Annotated in this window: 13 protein-coding genes; 8 read left to right on the top strand and 5 right to left on the bottom strand. The window is 31.7% G+C overall.

Annotated features, from left to right (window positions below; genetic code table 11):
• Nucleotides 1-6: 6 nt before the first annotated feature.
• From KK2020170_RS10980 to KK2020170_RS10990, 3 genes are read right to left on the bottom strand one after another with little or no spacing between them, the layout of a single operon-like run.
• Complete coding sequence (locus tag KK2020170_RS10980) at nt 7-978, bottom strand: amidohydrolase family protein (protein WP_221258374.1); 972 nt, start codon at nt 976-978, stop codon at nt 7-9.
• Nucleotides 975-2,036: a chorismate-binding protein gene (locus tag KK2020170_RS10985; RefSeq protein ID WP_221258375.1), complete on the bottom strand. Its 1,062-nt coding sequence runs from the start codon at nt 2,034-2,036 to the stop codon at nt 975-977. The genes KK2020170_RS10980 and KK2020170_RS10985 overlap by 4 nt, the downstream gene beginning before the upstream one ends.
• 1 nt (nt 2,037) lies before the next feature.
• Nucleotides 2,038-2,460 (bottom strand): hotdog fold thioesterase, encoded by a 423-nt coding sequence (locus KK2020170_RS10990; RefSeq protein WP_221258376.1) that lies wholly within the window; start codon nt 2,458-2,460, stop codon nt 2,038-2,040.
• Between the two features lie 112 nt (nt 2,461-2,572).
• Here KK2020170_RS10990 and KK2020170_RS10995 point away from each other — a divergent pair, with 112 nt between their 5' ends.
• From KK2020170_RS10995 to purL, 3 genes are all read left to right on the top strand, one after another.
• On the top strand, nt 2,573-4,105 hold the full coding sequence (locus tag KK2020170_RS10995) for a hypothetical protein (RefSeq protein WP_221258377.1): 1,533 nt from the start codon (nt 2,573-2,575) through the stop codon (nt 4,103-4,105).
• A gap of 16 nt (nt 4,106-4,121) precedes the next feature.
• Complete coding sequence (locus tag KK2020170_RS11000) at nt 4,122-4,769, top strand: DUF1579 domain-containing protein (protein ID WP_221258378.1); 648 nt, start codon at nt 4,122-4,124, stop codon at nt 4,767-4,769.
• Nucleotides 4,770-4,889: 120 nt separating this feature from the next.
• A complete protein-coding gene (gene purL / locus KK2020170_RS11005) occupies nt 4,890-8,573 on the top strand; it encodes a phosphoribosylformylglycinamidine synthase (RefSeq protein ID WP_221258379.1) in 3,684 nt (1,227 codons plus the stop codon).
• Between the two features lie 52 nt (nt 8,574-8,625).
• Here purL and KK2020170_RS11010 read toward each other — a convergent pair whose 3' ends face one another.
• Nucleotides 8,626-9,198, bottom strand: coding sequence for a dual specificity protein phosphatase family protein (locus KK2020170_RS11010; RefSeq protein WP_221258380.1), 573 nt, complete (start codon nt 9,196-9,198; stop codon nt 8,626-8,628).
• Nucleotides 9,192-11,117 carry an LTA synthase family protein gene (locus KK2020170_RS11015; protein WP_221258381.1) on the bottom strand — a complete coding sequence of 642 codons (1,926 nt, stop codon included), beginning with the start codon at nt 11,115-11,117 and terminating at the stop codon, nt 9,192-9,194. The genes KK2020170_RS11010 and KK2020170_RS11015 overlap by 7 nt, the downstream gene beginning before the upstream one ends.
• Nucleotides 11,118-11,330: 213 nt before the next feature.
• On the opposite strand from KK2020170_RS11015, the gene KK2020170_RS11020 reads away from it, so the two are divergent.
• From KK2020170_RS11020 to KK2020170_RS11040, 5 genes are all read left to right on the top strand, one after another.
• Nucleotides 11,331-13,103: an AMP-dependent synthetase/ligase gene (locus tag KK2020170_RS11020; RefSeq protein ID WP_221258382.1), complete on the top strand. Its 1,773-nt coding sequence runs from the start codon at nt 11,331-11,333 to the stop codon at nt 13,101-13,103.
• 129 nt (nt 13,104-13,232) lie between these two features.
• Complete coding sequence (locus KK2020170_RS11025; protein ID WP_221258383.1) at nt 13,233-13,994, top strand: DUF4382 domain-containing protein; 762 nt, start codon at nt 13,233-13,235, stop codon at nt 13,992-13,994.
• Between the two features lie 84 nt (nt 13,995-14,078).
• Complete coding sequence (locus KK2020170_RS11030) at nt 14,079-14,525, top strand: MarR family winged helix-turn-helix transcriptional regulator (RefSeq protein ID WP_221258384.1); 447 nt, start codon at nt 14,079-14,081, stop codon at nt 14,523-14,525.
• Between the two features lie 9 nt (nt 14,526-14,534).
• The gene (locus tag KK2020170_RS11035) at nt 14,535-16,925 is read left to right on the top strand and encodes a 3-hydroxyacyl-CoA dehydrogenase/enoyl-CoA hydratase family protein (protein WP_221258385.1); all 2,391 of its coding nucleotides are present in this window, start codon (nt 14,535-14,537) and stop codon (nt 16,923-16,925) included.
• A gap of 4 nt (nt 16,926-16,929) precedes the next feature.
• Nucleotides 16,930-18,114, top strand: a complete 1,185-nt coding sequence (locus KK2020170_RS11040; protein WP_221258386.1) for an acetyl-CoA C-acyltransferase — start codon at nt 16,930-16,932, stop codon at nt 18,112-18,114.
• The last annotated feature ends 14 nt before the right edge of the window (nt 18,115-18,128 follow it).

Here is an 18,128-nt window from a genome sequence, read left to right on the forward strand (position 1 = left end):
TTTTTTTTATTTTAAAAGTAAATTTATTTCTGCTTCTGAAAGTTGCAATTTATTCATCAAAATTTCAAGATATTCATCACTATTATATAATGGATAATCTGTTCCAAAAACGATTTTTTCAAAACCTATTTTTCTGCAATAATTAGCCAATTCTTTAAATTCTGAATCTGTCAATTTATTCACACCTTCAGAATCTTTGTCTAAACAAACTGCCGAAATATCAAATTTAATATTTTGGTTTGCTACCTTATTATTTGTTTTAAAAACTTCTATAAAGGTATCTAAAATCTCTTTTGTTTTAGAATTAAATCCGCCAGAAGTACCAAAATGAGCTATTTGCAAATTAACATAATCAAGATTATTCAAAACTGAATTTGCAAAAATCTTGATGTCATTTTTTCCAAATTTTGGATGCGAATTGTCAAAATGCAATAAAATAGGTAATCTATTATCAGAAGCGTATTTAAAAATTTGCTGAATTTTGTGTAAATGTTCATTTTCAGTTAAATATACTTGAGAAGCATTATGATGAAGTTTTATACCATCTAATTTTAAAATTTTATGACAACGAATAATTTCTTCTAACATATTTTCTTGTAATGGATCAACGCTAAAAAAAGCTTTAATTCGTTTTGGATATTTATTTTTGACTGAAGCTAAATAATTATTCTCTGCTTCCATTTGAGACTTTACTTTATCTGACTTAGCTCCAAATTCTGGAGAAGAATATACATAAGCCATAGAAATTAAAGACACTTTTTCAGCTTTATTAAATTTTAAAATACTGTCGATATTTGAATAGTAATAATCTGGTCTTGAAAATGGAATTCCCATATTTTTCCAAAGTGAAATTAGCTCTGGACTCATAATATGGACATGGTTATCTATAATGTTTCTACTTGTAACCCTTTTTTCAATACTACAAGAAAACATAATCCCGAAAATTATAAATAAAACCGATTTTGAAGCTAATTTCATTTCAATACTTTTTTAATTGTTTTCGATTTGTTTACCGTTTCGAAAAACTCTAATTCTGGTTGACTATCTTTTGTAATACCACAACCCACATAAATGTTAGCAATTTTATTTTCGATTTTCATACATCTCAAATTTACAAATAAATCGGAATTTTCGCATTCTTGATTTACAGCTTCATAATTCAGTTCGCCTAAAAACCCAGCGTAAAACTCACGATTATAACCTTCATTTTCTAAAATAAAGTCTTTAGCTTTTTCTTTTGGAAACCCACAAACGGCTGGTGTAGGATGCAAAATATTTATCACTTCACCTAATTGCATTTTATTTTTCAATTGAGCCGAAATATCAGTTTTTATATGCAATAAATTTCCCGCCTGATACGTGTAAGGCTCTGAAACTGATTTTTCAGCAATAAAAGGTTCTAAGCTTTCAACAATAAAATCAGTAACTAACTGCTGCTCTACTACCTCTTTTTCGCCCCAATCTTCATCAATCTTATCTTTTGTTTTGGTTCCAGCTAAGGCGACTGTTTGAATAGTGTTTTTATTTACTTTCAATAATTGTTCAGGAGTAGCACCCATCCACATTCCTATTTCAGGATGAAAAGCACAATATTTAAAAGCAGTTGGATATAATTGAACCAATACTTTAAAACTTTTTATAAAGTCAAAATCTGGAATAGAAACAGTTTCACTTCTTGAAGTTACAATCTTTTTATAATTGCCAACTTCAATTTCTTCAATGGCATTTTTTACTAAATTTTCAAACTTTAGCTTAACTTCTTCTGAATACGTTTCTTTTAATTCTGAAGTGGTTTCAATACCTTCAAAATTATTTTCAGTAGAAATTTGTAGACATTTATCTAATGGAAATAAAATCTTTTTTTCTGAAGTAAAGGAATTCAAAATAAAACCTTTTCTTTCGTAATTTTCTAAAAAATAAGAGTTAGAATCTTCTTGCAATAATCCAAAACTAGTTGATGAATTTGGTTTTGAATACATTACAAAAGCCAATTTTTGATTGTATTGTTGAGAAACTTTCTGAAAGAAATCGGACATCTTATTTTTTTCTAGATAAAACCATATTAGACAACTTACAAAGTGAAATTAAATTTCCCTCTTCATCTTCAATTCTAATTTCCCAAAGATGTAAACTTCTTCCTTTGTGAATTATTCTTGCTGTTCCGTAAACTATTCCCTCACGTTTCGCTTTTAAATGATTTGCCGAGATCTCAATTCCTCTCACCTCTTGTAGTTCAGGATTGATGAACATGATTGAAGCTGCACTTCCCACACTTTCAGCTAAAGCTACACTAGCACCGCCATGTAATAATCCCATGGGTTGATGCACTCTTGGATTGACTGGCATTTTTGCCATTAAAAAATCTTCTCCTGCATCTATATATTCTATCTCTAAAGTTTCCATTAAGGTGTTTCGAGATACTTTATTACATAATTCTAAAACTCTTTCCTTATCGAACATTCTTTTTTTCAGTAAAAATACTATTAAAATTTGTCTTGAAAAAGTATAAACTAAATCGAATATATTTTCGTTATCTGTAAAAAGTACTATTTTTACCTAAAATTGTTTTTTAATGAAGCATTATATTTTTGCCTTAGTAGGTTTATTCACAATACTTTTATCTTCTTGTAGAAGTGATTTTGATTTTCAACACGATGTAGGGAATCTAGGTTTTTCAAGAGACACCGTTTATTTAGATACTGTTTTTACAAACATTGGTTCAAGTACATATACATTAAAAGTCTACAATAAAACAGATAGAAACATTTCGATTCCTAAAGTTCAATTAGGTAATGGTGAAAATTCAAATTACCGATTAATGGTCGATGGAATGCCAGGAAAAGTATTTGAAAATGTAGAATTATTAGCGAAAGATAGTATGTTTGTTTTTATCGAAGTAACTTCTGATATCACAGACGCTAATCCAACTGATTTTTTATATACTGATGAAATACAATTTGGAACAGATTTAAATTTTCAAAAAGTAGAATTGGTAACACTTATTCAAGATGCTGTTTTTCTTTATCCTGAAAAATTAGGGGATGGAACTACTGAAACTTTACCCATTGGAGATGATGAAATTTACGGTTTTTATCTTGATAATGCAGATCCTATAAATGGAAACGAATTGCATTGGACAAATACAAAACCATACGTTATTTATGGGTATGCAGCAGTTCCTTCAAATGAAACTCTTATCGTAGATTCTGGCGCAAGAATTCATTTTCATGCAGAATCAGGTTTAATTCTAGCTAATAACGCATCCATTCAAGTTAATGGAGGACCTTCATTAACTGAAGATTTAGAAAACGAAGTTATTTTTGAAGGTGATCGATTAGAGCCCGACTTTTCTGATGTTCCAGGACAATGGGGAACCATTTGGTTTACACAAGGAAGTACAAATAGTACAATTTCAAATTTGACTATAAAAAATGCAACTGTTGGGATGTTAGTGTCTGGAAATGATGGAACTCCTACTCCAACTATAGATATGCAAAATGTTCAAATTTACAATTGTTCAAATGTTGGAATTTTAGCACGAACAGGTAATTTGGTTGGGAGAAATGTTGTTGTAAACAATTGTGGCGAAACTGCTTTCGCTGGAACTTTTGGAGGAAGTTATGATTTTACACATTGTACATTTGCAAACTATTGGCCTATTCCAAATCAGTTTTGTGTTGTATTAGATGATTATGATGGAAGTGTTGAATATGCGCTTACAAAAGCAGATTTTAAAAACTGTATTGTTTATGGTTCACCAAATCGATCAATTTCGATAAACAAAGAAGGAACAGATGCTAATTTTAATTTCAACTTTGATTCTTGTTTACTAAAATTTGTAAACGGAAGTCAGTTTTCTTCAATTCCTGAATACGATTTTACAGGCTCTCATTATACAAACTGCCTAGTATCCTTAACGTTTAATTCCGGTTTCATTCCTGATTTTAAAAATGAAGATAATAATGAGTTAATCATTGGTGAAAACTCAACAGCAAAAGGAAACGCAAATTCTACTTATTCAACTTTTAATGATATTTTAGACAATCCAAGGAATTCAACTATTGGATATGATATTGGTGCTTATAATTTCATTATCTTTGATTAACCAAAAACTACAAATTATGAAAAAAACTATTTTTACTCTTGCTCTTGCAACGCTTACTTTAGTTTCTTGTAAAAAAGAAGAAAACCAACAAGTTGAAATTCCATTAGAAGAAGCTCCTGTTGAAGAAACGGTTGTAGAAGAGGTTTTAGAAACACCAGATTCAGCTGCAGTAGCTAAAGCATGGGAAGACTATATGTCTCCATCTAAAGCACATGAAATGTTAGCAAAAGATACTGGCACTTGGGAATCTGACCTAACTTTTTGGATGCCTGAAAGTCCAGAACCTCAAAAAGCTAAAGCACAAGTTGAATATAAAATGATTCTTGGAGGCCGTTACCAAGAGGGAATTCATACTGGAAACATGTGGGGAATGCCTTTTGAAGGTAGAGGTTTAGTTGCCTATGACAATGCAACTGAAGAATTTATATCTACTTGGATTGATAATATGGGAACCGGAATGATGATGACAAAAGGTAAATATGATGAATCTACAAAAAAATTAACCTTAAATGGTAGTATGGTAGATCCGGTTACTAAAAAAGAAAAAACAGTTAAAGAAGTAATTACACATATTGATGAAAACAACCAAAAAATGGAAATGTTTGAAATCAAAAAAGATGGAACAGAATTCAAAACCATGGAAATTACATCAAAAAGAAAATAGCATAAAACTTATTCACAAAGGAGCACAAGAAAACTTGTGCTTTTTTTGTTTACAAACTTTGCCAACTAACATTTTTAAGATAAATTTGCACTTTCAACAACACACTAACTTATACATACAATGATTCATTTCTTCGGAAACCAATCCAATGTAGTTTATGCGGTTCAATCGCAAAACGAATTATCGACTGAAGATATCAACAAATTAAACTGGTTATTCAACTCGCAATTAGACAACATTTACACGAAAATAAATACTAAAGAGGCATCGCTTGATGCTTTTTTTGTTGGCCCTCGTGCGGCGATGGTAACCCCATGGAGTACCAATGCGGTTGAAATAACTCAAAATATGGGGATTTCTAGTATTATTCGTATTGAAGAATTTCAAGTTGTAGATGCTGATTTTTCAGACTTTGATCCAATGTTATCTCAAAAATATTTGCAATTACATCAAGATATTTATACCATCAATATTCAACCAGAACCAATTTTAGAAATTGAAGATATTGATGCTTATAACCAACAAGAAGGTTTGGCTTTAAGTGCTGACGAAGTTGAATACTTACATAACTTATCAAACAAAATCGGAAGAAAATTAACAGATTCTGAAATCTTTGCTTTCTCACAGGCAAATTCAGAGCACTGCCGTCATAAAATTTTCAACGGAACGTTTGTTATTGATGGTGAAGAAAAGCCAACTTCATTATTCAAATTAATCAAGAAAACATCTGAAACACATCCAAACGAGATTGTTTCGGCTTATAAAGATAACGTAGCTTTTGTAAAAGGTCCTAAAGCAACACAGTTTGCTCCTAAAAGTGCAGACAAACCCGATTTCTACCAAGAAAAAGAATTTGAATCGGTTTTATCATTAAAAGCAGAAACGCACAACTTCCCTACTACGGTTGAGCCATTCAATGGAGCTGCAACGGGTTCAGGAGGAGAAATTCGTGATCGTTTAGCTGGTGGACAAGGTTCGTTGCCATTAGCTGGAACAGCTGTTTATATGACATCGTATTCTCGTTTAGAAAAAACGCGTCCATGGGAAAAAGGAATGGAAGAAAGAAAATGGTTGTACCAAACTCCAATGGATATCTTAATTAAAGCTTCAAACGGGGCTTCTGATTTTGGAAACAAATTTGGTCAACCTTTAATTACAGGTTCTGTATTGACTTTCGAACATGAAGAAGAAGCTCGCAAATTAGGTTTCGATAAAGTAATCATGTTAGCTGGTGGTGTTGGATACGGAAAATTAGATCAAGCCATAAAACATGAACCTAAAGAAGGTGATAAAATCGTTATTCTAGGTGGTGAGAATTATAGAATTGGTATGGGTGGAGCTGCGGTTTCATCTGCAGATACTGGCGCTTTTGGTTCTGGAATTGAATTAAATGCGATTCAACGTTCGAATCCTGAAATGCAAAAACGTGCTGCTAATGCAATTCGTGGTTTAGTAGAAAGTGATAACAATCCAATTGTTTCTATTCACGATCACGGTGCTGGTGGACACTTAAACTGTTTGTCAGAATTAGTTGAAGCTACTGGGGGTTTAATCGATTTAGACAAATTACCTGTTGGTGACCCTACTCTATCTGCAAAAGAAATTATTGGTAACGAATCGCAAGAAAGAATGGGATTGGTTATCGGTGAAAAAGATATCGATACTTTACAAAGAATTGCTGAAAGAGAGCGTTCTCCAATGTATACAGTTGGTGATGTTACGAATGACCATAGATTTACGTTTGAATCGAAAACTACAGGTGCAAAACCTATGGATTATGCTTTAGAAGATTTCTTTGGAAGTTCTCCTAAAACCATTATGAACGATAAAAATGTGGCTCGTAATTATGCTAATCCAGATTACTCGACTTCTGAAATACCAAATTATTTAAACCAAGTTTTACAATTAGAAGCAGTTGCTTGTAAAGATTGGTTAACGAATAAAGTTGACCGTTGTGTTGGTGGTCGCGTGGCAAAACAACAATGCGCAGGTGCATTACAATTACCTTTAAATAACGTAGGTGTAATGGCATTAGATTTCAAAGGAAAAGAAGGAATTGCGACATCAATAGGTCACTCACCTATTTCAGCTATTGTTGATCCAGTTGCGGGTTCTAAAAACTCTATTGGAGAAGCCTTATCCAACTTAGTTTGGGCGCCTTTAAAAGACGGATTACAAACGGTTTCATTATCTGCAAACTGGATGTGGCCATGTAAAAATGAAGGTGAAGATGCTCGTTTATACGATGCTGTTCAAGGTTGTTCTGATTTCGCAATTGAATTAGGAATCAATATTCCAACAGGAAAAGATTCGTTATCGATGAAACAAAAATATCCAAATGATGAAGTTATTGCTCCGGGAACAGTTATTATTTCAGCAATTGGAAATTGTTCAAATATTACTAAAGTAGTAGAGCCCGTATTAAAAAGAAATGGTGGTAATATCTATTATTTAAACTTATCGCAAGATGCCTTCAAATTAGGTGGAAGTTCATTCTATCAAATTTTAAATAAAGTGGGTTCGGAAGTTCCAACCGTTACAAATGCCGATTATTTCAAAAAAGCGTTCAATACGTTACAAGATTTAATTAAAGAAAGAAAAATTAAAGCAGGACACGATATTGGAAGTGGTGGTTTAATCACAACTTTATTAGAAATGTCGTTTGCTGAAGTTGGTCTTGGTGCTACTTACGATTTATCTATTTTAGGAGAATCGGATTCTGCAAAAACACTTTTCAATGAAAATATAGCAGTTGTTTTTCAAGCGGATGCTGAAGTGGAAGCAATTTTCAAAGCAAATGGAATAGAAATTTTCAATATTGGTTCGGTTGTAGAAGGTGATTTCGTTTCTATTAAAAATGGAAATGATAACTTTAATTTCTCGGTAACAGAAACTAGAGATACTTGGTACAAAACATCGTATTTATTAGATACAAAACAAACTCGAAATGGTATGGCAGAAGCGCGTTATGCGAACTATAAAAACCAACCATTAGAATTTACATTCCCTGTTAACTTTGATGGTAAAAAGCCAGAAATTCCTGCAGGTGCTAGACCGAAAGCAGCTATTATTCGTGAAAAAGGAAGTAACTCGGAACGTGAAATGGCAAACGCTATGTATTTAGCTGGATTTGATGTAAAAGACGTTCACATGACCGATTTAATTTCGGGCCGTGAAAACTTAGAAGATATCCAATTTATTGGAGCTGTTGGTGGATTCTCAAACTCAGACGTTTTAGGTTCAGCAAAAGGTTGGGCAGGTGCATTTTTATACAACGAAAAAGCGAATACGGCGTTGAAAAACTTCTTCAAACGAGAAGACACTTTATCAGTTGGAATTTGTAATGGATGCCAATTATTAATGGAATTAGAATTGATTAATCCAGAACATGAAGTGCATGGAAAAATGCATCACAATACTTCTAACAAACACGAAAGTGGTTTTACTTCAGTAAAAATTCAGAAAAATAATTCGGTTATGTTATCTTCATTAGAAGGATTAACATTAGGTGTTTGGATTTCACACGGAGAAGGTAAATTCAAATTACCGTATACTGAAGATAAATACAACATTGTTGCCAAATATGCTTACGAAGGGTATCCAGCTAATCCAAATGGTTCAGATTTCAATACGGCTATGATGTGTGATACAACAGGAAGACATTTGGTAATGATGCCTCATATTGAACGTTCAACTTTCCCTTGGAACTGGGCAAATTATCCAGAACGCGGACAAAAAGATGAAGTTTCTCCATGGTTAGAAGCATTTGTGAATGCAAGAAAATGGATTCAAAATCAAAAATAATAAAAGAAAAAGCCATTCAATTGAATGGTTTTTTTATGCTTTAAAATAAAATTTATTTTACTGAATCTTTTCTAGAAATGTATGAATGAAGAAAATCACCTTTTGGTTTTCCTAAATCAAATGAAGACCATTTTGTTAAAAAACGAGTCGAAGTTCTTGCCTCATCTCTATCCATTCCTTCATATTCTATTCTGTAAATTGCTGAATACATTTCTGCTCTACCTACTCCATGATAACAATGGATCAAAACAGGATAATTAGTTGTATCATCCATAATTTTGAAGAAATAATCTAAATTGTGTTTCTTTGGAACTTGATCAGAGCCATTATTATAGTAATTTACACCTGAAATTTTAGCAATAGCTTCCTTTTCTGCGATCAATTCTTCAGGAACTTCAGGATTGTTTTCTAAATCTCCAGTTCCAGGAAAACGTAAATCTACAACACTTTTAATATTATGTTCTTTAATATAAGCTTCCAATTCATCTGGTGGAATAACTCCTGATTTGTATACTTTTCCTTCAGTAATTGTTTCAAAATTGTGGTTAATATGCATATCATACACATATTTTCCACCAAAAATAGCTCCTACAACTAGCACTGCTATTAAAATCTTTTTTACCATGGTTTATCCAATTTTTGGTCAATTATTTTTTCCATATAATCCTGAACAAATGCTTTACAAGCTTCACCTACTTTTTCCATTTCAGAAGTTTTTTTGTCTATTAAATTATATTCAAGACCTTTATCATTTATATCGTAATATCCAGTAATTTCTTTTCCATCAAAATTACAAATATAATTACCCATTTGTAATTGATAGCCTCCACTATTGTAACTAATAACAAATGGTTTCACCTCTTTATCATTGATTAGACTTCTACCCCAACTTCGAAACGGCTTTTTATACCCGATTAAATCCATAATTGTAGGGTAAATATCAATTTGTTGTGCCAAATCATTATTAACACCAACTAAACTACTATTTGGTTTAAAAATTAAAATTGGTACCGCATCTCTATTTAATACTTTTCTATATTCATCATAATTCTTAAGATTTCCATGATCTGCAGTTATGATAAAAATCGTATTATTATACCAAGGCATTTTTTTTGCTTCTTCAAAAAACTTCTTGAAAGCGTAATCAGTATATCCAACACATTTGTGGATTGCAATTTCCCCTTCAGGAAAGGTGTTTTTATATTTTTCAGGAACTGTGTAAGGTTCGTGTGAAGAAACTGTAAAAATTGTACTAAAAAATGGTGATTCTTTTTTATCTAAAGTTTCTTTCATAAATTGAAAAAAGGGTTCGTCCCAAATTCCCCATGATCCGTCAAAATCATCATCATTATTATATTCAGTTTTTCCATAATAATGATCAAAACCCAAAATATTTGAAAAACCTAAAAATCCCATTGAACCATTTGGTGCTCCATGAAAAAATGAAGTATCATAGTCTAATTCATTCAATATTGAGACTAATGATTGTATTTTTTGTTTAGGATAAGGAGAAGAAGTAAAAGCATCTTTAAAAGATGGAATCCCACTTAAAACAGAAGACATACCATGAATTGATTTTCTTCCATTAGCATAAGCATTAGTATAAATTAAACTATGTTGTGCCAAAGAATCAATAAAAGGCGTATACCCTTTATAGTTAGGAATATTTGTATCTTTATTAAAAGAACCTAAATATTCTCTTCCATAACTTTCTGTAATAAAAAGAACAATATTCGGTTTAGATTCAGGAAAATTCGCATATTGTTTTGTTGGCTTAAAATACTTTTCAACTAAAGTTGAATCAACTAAGTTAATCTTTTTAAAACTCGTTTGATTAATAGTTCTTATAATTGAAAAAGGAGTATTTAAAACCACATCAGCATGTTGAGGCTGTTTTACATGACGATTAGCATCTACTAAATTAATTGGCCTAGTACTCTTCTTAAAATCACCTCTTATTCCACCAACAGCTAAAGTTGCAATTATTAACAGTCCAATTATTGAAGATAGGAAATAACTTACTCTATTTGAAGGCAATACCTTTGTAACTTTCACTTTTTTGTATAAATAAAACCAAGAAAAAGCCATTACGAAGAATAAAAGATAAACGTGCCAATAAGTAAACATAAATCTTGTAAACATGCTTGCTTTGTTTTCTTCATGTTCTAAAACAGCTAAAACAGCAATACTTGTTCGAGAAAAAATGTACTTATAGTATATAAAATCAATGAAGTTCGTTGAGTAGGCTAATAGATTAAATATAAAATAAACATACATTAAAAATTTTTGATACTTCTTACTTGTGTTATACCAAAAAGGTAAAATTGAAAGTAAAATAAATAAACCATTTGCATATAATATTGCAGTTGTATCAAAAGTTAATCCATAAAAAGCTAATTCAAAAAATTGTCCAATTGAATCAACCTTCAATAAGTTATAATTGTATATTAAGAAAAGTAATCTTGCAAAAAAATAAAATAGATAAGCTAATAATAATCTATAAGCTAAAACTTTATATTCTTGAATTCGAAAAAAAGACTTCATAAAAACCTCAAAAATTTGTTCAAAAGTACAAAAACAAATTATTTCATCTTTTTAAATACCAACTTTTTAAGAAACTTTTAATCAATTAAAATAAATTATGCATGCATAACATTTTGCTTTTCAATCTCTTATAAATTCTTCATTAACATATTCATAAATAATTGGTTAATTTATTTTATTTTCATAATTTGCAATCATAAATTTTGATAAAACATGAATAATATTACTCGTTTATTTGATTTTCCATATTATCAGTTAGAAAAGTATAATCTTAAAGATGCTTTAGTTACAAAAATTGGAAATGAATGGGTTAAAACATCAACTCAAGAATATATCGATAAAGCAAATGCTATTTCAAGAGGTTTATTGAGACTTGGTGTTCAAAAAAACAATAAAATTGCTATTATCTCATCAAATAATAGAACTGAATGGCATATTTGTGACATTGGTATTCTTCAAACTGGAGCACAGACTGTTCCAATCTATCCAACTATTTCTGAAGACGATTACGAATATATATTAAATCATTCCGAATCAACTTATTGTATTGTTTCTGATCAAGAAGTTTATGATAAAATTAATGCAATAAAAAGCAAAGTTGGTTCTTTAAAAGAAGTCTATTCTTTTGAAAAAATTAATGGTTGTAAAAATTGGTCTGAATTATTAGAATTAGGCTCAGATACTTCAAATCAAAATGAAGTTGAAACCATAAAAGAAAGTATTGTTACAACAGATTTAGCAACTATTATATACACTTCGGGAACAACAGGAAGACCAAAAGGTGTAATGCTTACCCATCAAAATATTGTTTCTGATGTTTTAATGAGTGCTCCTAGAGTTCCTTTAAGAGCTGGTGATACAAGAGCATTGAGTTTCTTACCTATATGTCACATTTTTGAAAGAATGTTGACATATTTATATCAATACTATGGAATTTCAATCTACTTTGCTGAAAGTATTGAAAAGATATCTGACAACTTAAAAGAAGTACATCCTCATGTAATGTCTGTAGTGCCTCGTTTACTTGAAAAAGTATATGATAAGATTTATGCAAAAGGTACAGATTTAACAGGTATCAAAAAGAAACTTTTCTTTTGGGCTTTAGACCTTGGCATGGATTATAAACCATATAAAGAAAATGGCGCTTGGTATGAATTTAAATTAAAAATTGCAAGAAAGTTAATCTTCTCTAAGTGGCAAGAAGGCTTAGGAGGTGAGCTAGAATTATTAGTTTGTGGTAGTGCTGCATTACAAGCACGTCTTGCAAAAGTATTTTGTGCCGCAAATATTCCAGTTATGGAAGGTTATGGCTTAACGGAAACTTCTCCAGTAATTTCTGTAAATGACATGAGAAATAATGGTTTCAGAGTTGGGACTGTTGGTAAAGTACTTGATGGAGTTGAAGTTAAAATTGCCGAAGATGGTGAAATTCTTTGTAAAGGTCCAAATGTAATGATTGGTTACTATAAAGATGAAGAAAAAACTAATGAAGCACTACAAAATGGATATTTTCATACTGGAGATATCGGAGAAATTGACAACGACGGATTCTTAAAAATTACCGATCGTAAAAAAGAAATGTTTAAAACTTCGGGTGGAAAATATGTTGCGCCTCAAGTGCTTGAAAATGCTTTTAAACAATCTAGATTTATTGAGCAGATTATGGTTATTGGAGAAGGCCAAAAGATGCCAGCTGCATTTATTCAACCAAGTTTTGAATTCATTAACGAATGGGCTCAACGTAAAGGTATAGAATTAGGTAAATCAAACGCAGAAATCATCAGTAATGAAAGAATCATTAAACGTATTCAAAGAGAAGTTGAAGAAATCAATGAACGTTTTGGTAATTGGGAAAAAGTAAAACGTTTCGAGCTTACTCCTGATTTATGGTCTGTTGAAGGTGGTCATTTAACACCTACAATGAAATTAAAGCGTAAAATAATTCTTGAAAAATATAAAGATTTGTACGATAAAATATACAATTAAAAAAAGCACCCTTTCATGGGTGCTTTTTTTTGAAATAAAAGTTTTAAAAGATTTTCTAAAAATCTTATAACAAAATAGATAACTCGAATAACGAAATTTGTTTCATATTAATTTAAAAACAAATTTGCTATGAAAAAGTTATTTTTATTATTAGGATTAGTTTCAGTTCTTTTTATTTCATGTAGTGATGATTCAGAATCAAATGAAACATACACTTACAAAGTAAGAATGACAGATGCACCTGCACCTTACGATGCAGTATATATTGATGTACAAGGTGTTGAAGTTAAATCTTCTAATGGAGAAACATTCACATTAGATACACAAGCACAAGTTTATGATTTATTAGAATTGTCTAATGGTTTTAGTATTGAAATTGCATCTGATGTAATTACAGAAGCTAATGTTTCACAAGTTCGATTAATTTTAGGTCCGAACAATTCAGTTGTCATTGATGGGCAAACTTATCCTTTAAGTACCCCTAGTGCACAACAATCAGGTTTAAAATTAAATGTTAACCAAACGCTATCTGCAAATATCGAAAATACTTTATTAATTGATTTCGATGCTCATCAATCAATCGTTATTGAAGGAAATGGCACATATTCATTAAAACCGGTACTTAGAGTGATTAATGTTCAAATTAATGGTTCAGTATCTGGATCTATCTCACTTGTTGGTATTCCTGCAACTGTAACAGCAGTTTCGTCAAGCGGTGTAGAATATACAACAATTGTAAATGACCAAGGTGAGTTCGTAATTTCAGGTTTAAATCCCGGGACTTACACTTTTGTAATAACACCTGAAGATCCTTATTTACCAATAACAATTGAAAATGTCGAAGTAATGGCTGGTTCAAATACAGATTTAGGCGTTGTAGTGATTCCTTAATATTAAATTTAAAAAAAAATTAAAAAATACTATGCATGCATAGTATTTTTTTTTATATTTGGTACAAATTTACAAAATTATCTTATGAAAGATAAAACGATTGACTATATACTTCGCTCAACTTGGCAAGCAGTTGCAAGAATGTATAATGAAGAAGCATCAAAATATGGTGCTACTATGGCTACAGGATTTACATTGTTAAGTATTGATAGAGATAAAGGAACACCATCAACAGCATTAGGCCCTAAAATGGGGATGGAGGCAACAAGTTTAACTAGAACTTTAAAGTCGATGGAAGAAAAAGGCCTAATAATTCGTAAAAAAAATCCTGAAGATGGTCGTGGTGTATTAATTCATTTAACTAAAGAAGGACTAGAAAAAAGAGAATTATCAAAAACGACAGTTTTAAAGTTTAACGATACAATTCGAGACAATATTTCTGAAGAGAAATTACTTCATTTTATGGAAGTTGCTGATATAATTAACGATTTAATATCTGATAAAAAAATATTTACCAATTCAAAAGAATAACCAAATAATATGAAACGTAATATTAAAAAAGTTGCTGTTATAGGTTCTGGAATTATGGGAAGTGGTATTGCATGTCATTTCGCAAATGTAGGTGTAGAAGTATTACTTTTAGACATCCTTCCTAGAGAACTAACAAATGCTGAACAAAAAAAAGGTTTAACACTTGAAAGTAAAGTTGTTAGAAACAGAATTGTAAACGAACACTTAGCTAATGCTTTAAAATCAAAACCTTCACCAATTTATCATCAAAGTTTTGCCAACAGAATCACAACTGGTAATACAACTGATGACATGGCAAAAATTGCTGATGTAGATTGGATTATTGAAGTTGTTGTAGAACGATTAGACATTAAAAAAACGGTTTTTGAACAAGTTGAAAAATATAGAAAACCTGGTACTTTAATTACTTCTAACACTTCTGGTATTCCTATCCAGTTTATGAGTGAAGGAAGAAGCGAAGATTTCCAACAACATTTCTGTGGAACGCACTTCTTTAATCCAGCGCGTTACTTAAAATTATTCGAAATTATTCCTGGACCAAAAACTTCACAAGAAGTTTTAGATTTCTTAAATGGTTATGGCGAAAAATTCTTAGGCAAAACTTCAGTTGTAGCCAAAGATACTCCTGCTTTCATAGGTAATCGTATTGGTATTTTCGGAATCATGAGTTTATTCCACCAAGTAAAAGAAATGGGATTAACAATTGAAGAAGTTGATAAATTAACTGGTCCAGTAATTGGTCGACCAAAATCAGCTACTTTTAGAACAGTTGATGTTGTTGGTTTAGATACTTTAGTTCATGTTGCCAATGGTATTTATGAAAATTGCCCTAATGACGAAGCTCACGAATTGTTTAAACTTCCTGGTTTCATCAATACCATGATGGAAAACAAATGGTTAGGAAGTAAAACAGGACAAGGGTTTTATAAAAAAGAAGGAAAAGATATTCTTTCATTAGATTTAGATACTTTAGAATATCGTGCAAGTAAAAAAGCTTCTTTTGCCACTTTAGAATTAACAAAAACAATTGACAAACCAATTAATAGATTTAAAGTATTAGTTGGTGGAAAAGATAAAGCTGGAGAATTTTATCGTAAAAACTTCTCAGCAATGTTTGCTTACTGTTCAAACAGAATTCCTGAAATTACAGATGCTTTTTACAAAATTGACGACGCTATGAAAGCTGGTTTCGGTTGGGAAAATGGACCATTCGAGATTTGGGATGCTGTAGGTGTTGAAAAAGGAATTGAAATGATGAAAGCGGAAGGTTATGAACCAGCTGCTTGGGTTACCGAAATGTTAGTTTCTGGAAACAAATCTTTCTATTCCGTAAAAGATGGAGCTACTTACTTCTACTCTATTCCTTCAAAATCTGCTGAAAAAATTCCTGGGCAAGATGCATTTATCATCTTAAATAATATTCGCGAAAGCAAAAAAATTTGGAACAATAACGAATCTATCATTACTGATTTAGGAGATGGTGTTTTAAATTTAGAATTTACTTCTAAAATGAATTCAATTGGTGCTGGAGTGCTTCAAGGAATCAATAAAGCTATTGATATGGCTGAAAAAGGCTATAACGGATTAGTTATTGGTAACCAAGATGCAAACTTCTCAGTTGGAGCCAACTTAGGAATGATTTTCATGTTAGCAGTTGAGCAAGAATATGACGAAATGAACATGGCTATCAAAATGTTCCAAGACACTATGATGCGTTGTCGTTATTCAGCTATTCCTGTTATTGCTGCTCCACACGGAATGACACTTGGTGGTGGATGTGAATTAACCATGCATGCGGACAGAGCTGTAGCTGCTGCTGAAACTTACATTGGATTAGTAGAATTTGGTGTTGGATTAATACCAGGTGGTGGTGGTTCTAAAGAAATGGCATTACGTGCTGCAGATACCTTCCGTAAAAATGACGTTGAATTAAACGTTTTACAAGAGTACTTCTTAACCGTTGGTATGGCAAAAGTGGCCACTTCTGCATATGAAGGATTCGATACAGGAGTTTTACAAAAAGGTAAAGATATTGTTGTAGTAAACAAAGACCGTCAAATTGCAACAGCTAAACAAGTAGCTTTACAAATGGCTGAACAAGGGTATACACAACCTATGAGAAGAAAAGATATCAAAGTGTTAGGTAAACAAGCTCTAGGTATGTTCTTAGTTGGAACAGATAGTATGGAAGCTGGTAAATATATCTCAGAACATGATAAGAAAATTGCTAATAAACTAGCTTATGTTATGGCTGGTGGTGATTTATCTGAACCAACACTAGTAAGCGAACAATACTTATTAGATCTAGAAAGAGAAGCTTTCTTAAGTTTAACTACAGAACGTAAAACTCTAGAGAGAATTCAACACATGTTAACTAAAGGAAAACCATTAAGAAACTAAAAACATGAAAACAGCATATATAGTAAAAGCATATCGAACAGCGGTTGGAAAAGCACCAAAAGGTGTATTCCGATTTAAAAGACCTGATGAACTAGCTGCAGAAACTATCGAGCACATGATGAGTGAATTGCCAAATTTTGACAAAACACGTATCGATGATGTTATGGTTGGTAATGCCATGCCTGAAGCAGAGCAAGGATTAAATGTTGGTCGTTTAATTTCTTTAATGGGATTAAAAATTGAAGATGTTCCAGGTGTTACGGTAAATAGATATTGTGCTTCAGGTTCTGAAACCATTGCAATGGCAACCGCTAAAATTCAATCGGGAATGGCTGATTGTATTATTGCTGGAGGTGCAGAAAGCATGAGTTATATTCCTATGGGTGGTTATAAACCTACTCCTGATTATAAAGTAGCTGCTCAAGGTCATGAAGATTATTATTGGGGAATGGGATTAACTGCAGAAGCTGTAGCGCAACAATTTAATGTTTCTCGTGAGGATCAAGATGAGTTTGCTTACAATTCACACATGAAAGCATTAAAAGCTCAAGCAGAAGGTAAATTTGACAAACAAATTGTTCCTATTACTGTTGAGCACACTTTTGTAAATGAAAACGGAAAAAAAGAAACAACTTCATATACCGTAAAAAAAGATGAAGGTCCTAGAGCTGGAACTTCTGTTGAAGCCTTAGCTAAATTACGTCCTGTATTTGCTGCTGATGGAAGCGTTACTGCTGGTAACTCTTCTCAAATGAGTGATGGCGCTGCATTTGTATTGGTTATGAGCGAAGAAATGGTTAAAGAATTAAACCTTGAACCGATTGCTCGTTTAGTAAATTATGCTGCAGCTGGAGTTGAGCCAAGAATTATGGGTATAGGTCCAGTGAAGGCTATTCCAAAAGCATTAAAACAAGCTGGTTTAAAGCAATCAGATATTGATTTAATCGAATTAAATGAGGCATTTGCATCACAATCATTAGCTGTAATTCGCGAATTAGATCTAAATCCAGAAATTATTAATGTTAATGGTGGTGCAATTTCATTAGGACATCCTCTTGGATGTACCGGAGCAAAATTAGCTGTTCAATTATTTGATGAAATGCGTTTACGTAATAATAAATATGGAATGGTAACTATGTGTGTGGGTACTGGACAAGGTGCTGCTGCAATTTATGAATTCTTAAAATAATCAACTTAAAACTA

The organism is Flavobacterium okayamense, assembly GCF_019702945.1.
Taxonomy (GTDB): Bacteria; Bacteroidota; Bacteroidia; order Flavobacteriales; family Flavobacteriaceae; genus Flavobacterium; species Flavobacterium okayamense.

Bases quoted from the DNA above. Each gene is read 5' to 3' on its own strand.
- KK2020170_RS10980 (WP_221258374.1), bottom strand. From the start codon at position 978: ATGAAATTAGCTTCAAAATCGGTTTTATTTATAATTTTCGGGATTATG.
- KK2020170_RS10985 (WP_221258375.1), bottom strand. From the start codon at position 2,036: ATGTCCGATTTCTTTCAGAAAGTTTCTCAACAATACAATCAAAAATTG.
- KK2020170_RS10990 (WP_221258376.1), bottom strand. From the start codon at position 2,460: ATGTTCGATAAGGAAAGAGTTTTAGAATTATGTAATAAAGTATCTCGA.
- KK2020170_RS10995 (WP_221258377.1), top strand. From the start codon at position 2,573: ATGAAGCATTATATTTTTGCCTTAGTAGGTTTATTCACAATACTTTTA.
- KK2020170_RS11000 (WP_221258378.1), top strand. From the start codon at position 4,122: ATGAAAAAAACTATTTTTACTCTTGCTCTTGCAACGCTTACTTTAGTT.
- purL (WP_221258379.1), top strand. From the start codon at position 4,890: ATGATTCATTTCTTCGGAAACCAATCCAATGTAGTTTATGCGGTTCAA.
- KK2020170_RS11010 (WP_221258380.1), bottom strand. From the start codon at position 9,198: ATGGTAAAAAAGATTTTAATAGCAGTGCTAGTTGTAGGAGCTATTTTT.
- KK2020170_RS11015 (WP_221258381.1), bottom strand. From the start codon at position 11,117: ATGAAGTCTTTTTTTCGAATTCAAGAATATAAAGTTTTAGCTTATAGA.
- KK2020170_RS11020 (WP_221258382.1), top strand. From the start codon at position 11,331: ATGAATAATATTACTCGTTTATTTGATTTTCCATATTATCAGTTAGAA.
- KK2020170_RS11025 (WP_221258383.1), top strand. From the start codon at position 13,233: ATGAAAAAGTTATTTTTATTATTAGGATTAGTTTCAGTTCTTTTTATT.
- KK2020170_RS11030 (WP_221258384.1), top strand. From the start codon at position 14,079: ATGAAAGATAAAACGATTGACTATATACTTCGCTCAACTTGGCAAGCA.
- KK2020170_RS11035 (WP_221258385.1), top strand. From the start codon at position 14,535: ATGAAACGTAATATTAAAAAAGTTGCTGTTATAGGTTCTGGAATTATG.
- KK2020170_RS11040 (WP_221258386.1), top strand. From the start codon at position 16,930: ATGAAAACAGCATATATAGTAAAAGCATATCGAACAGCGGTTGGAAAA.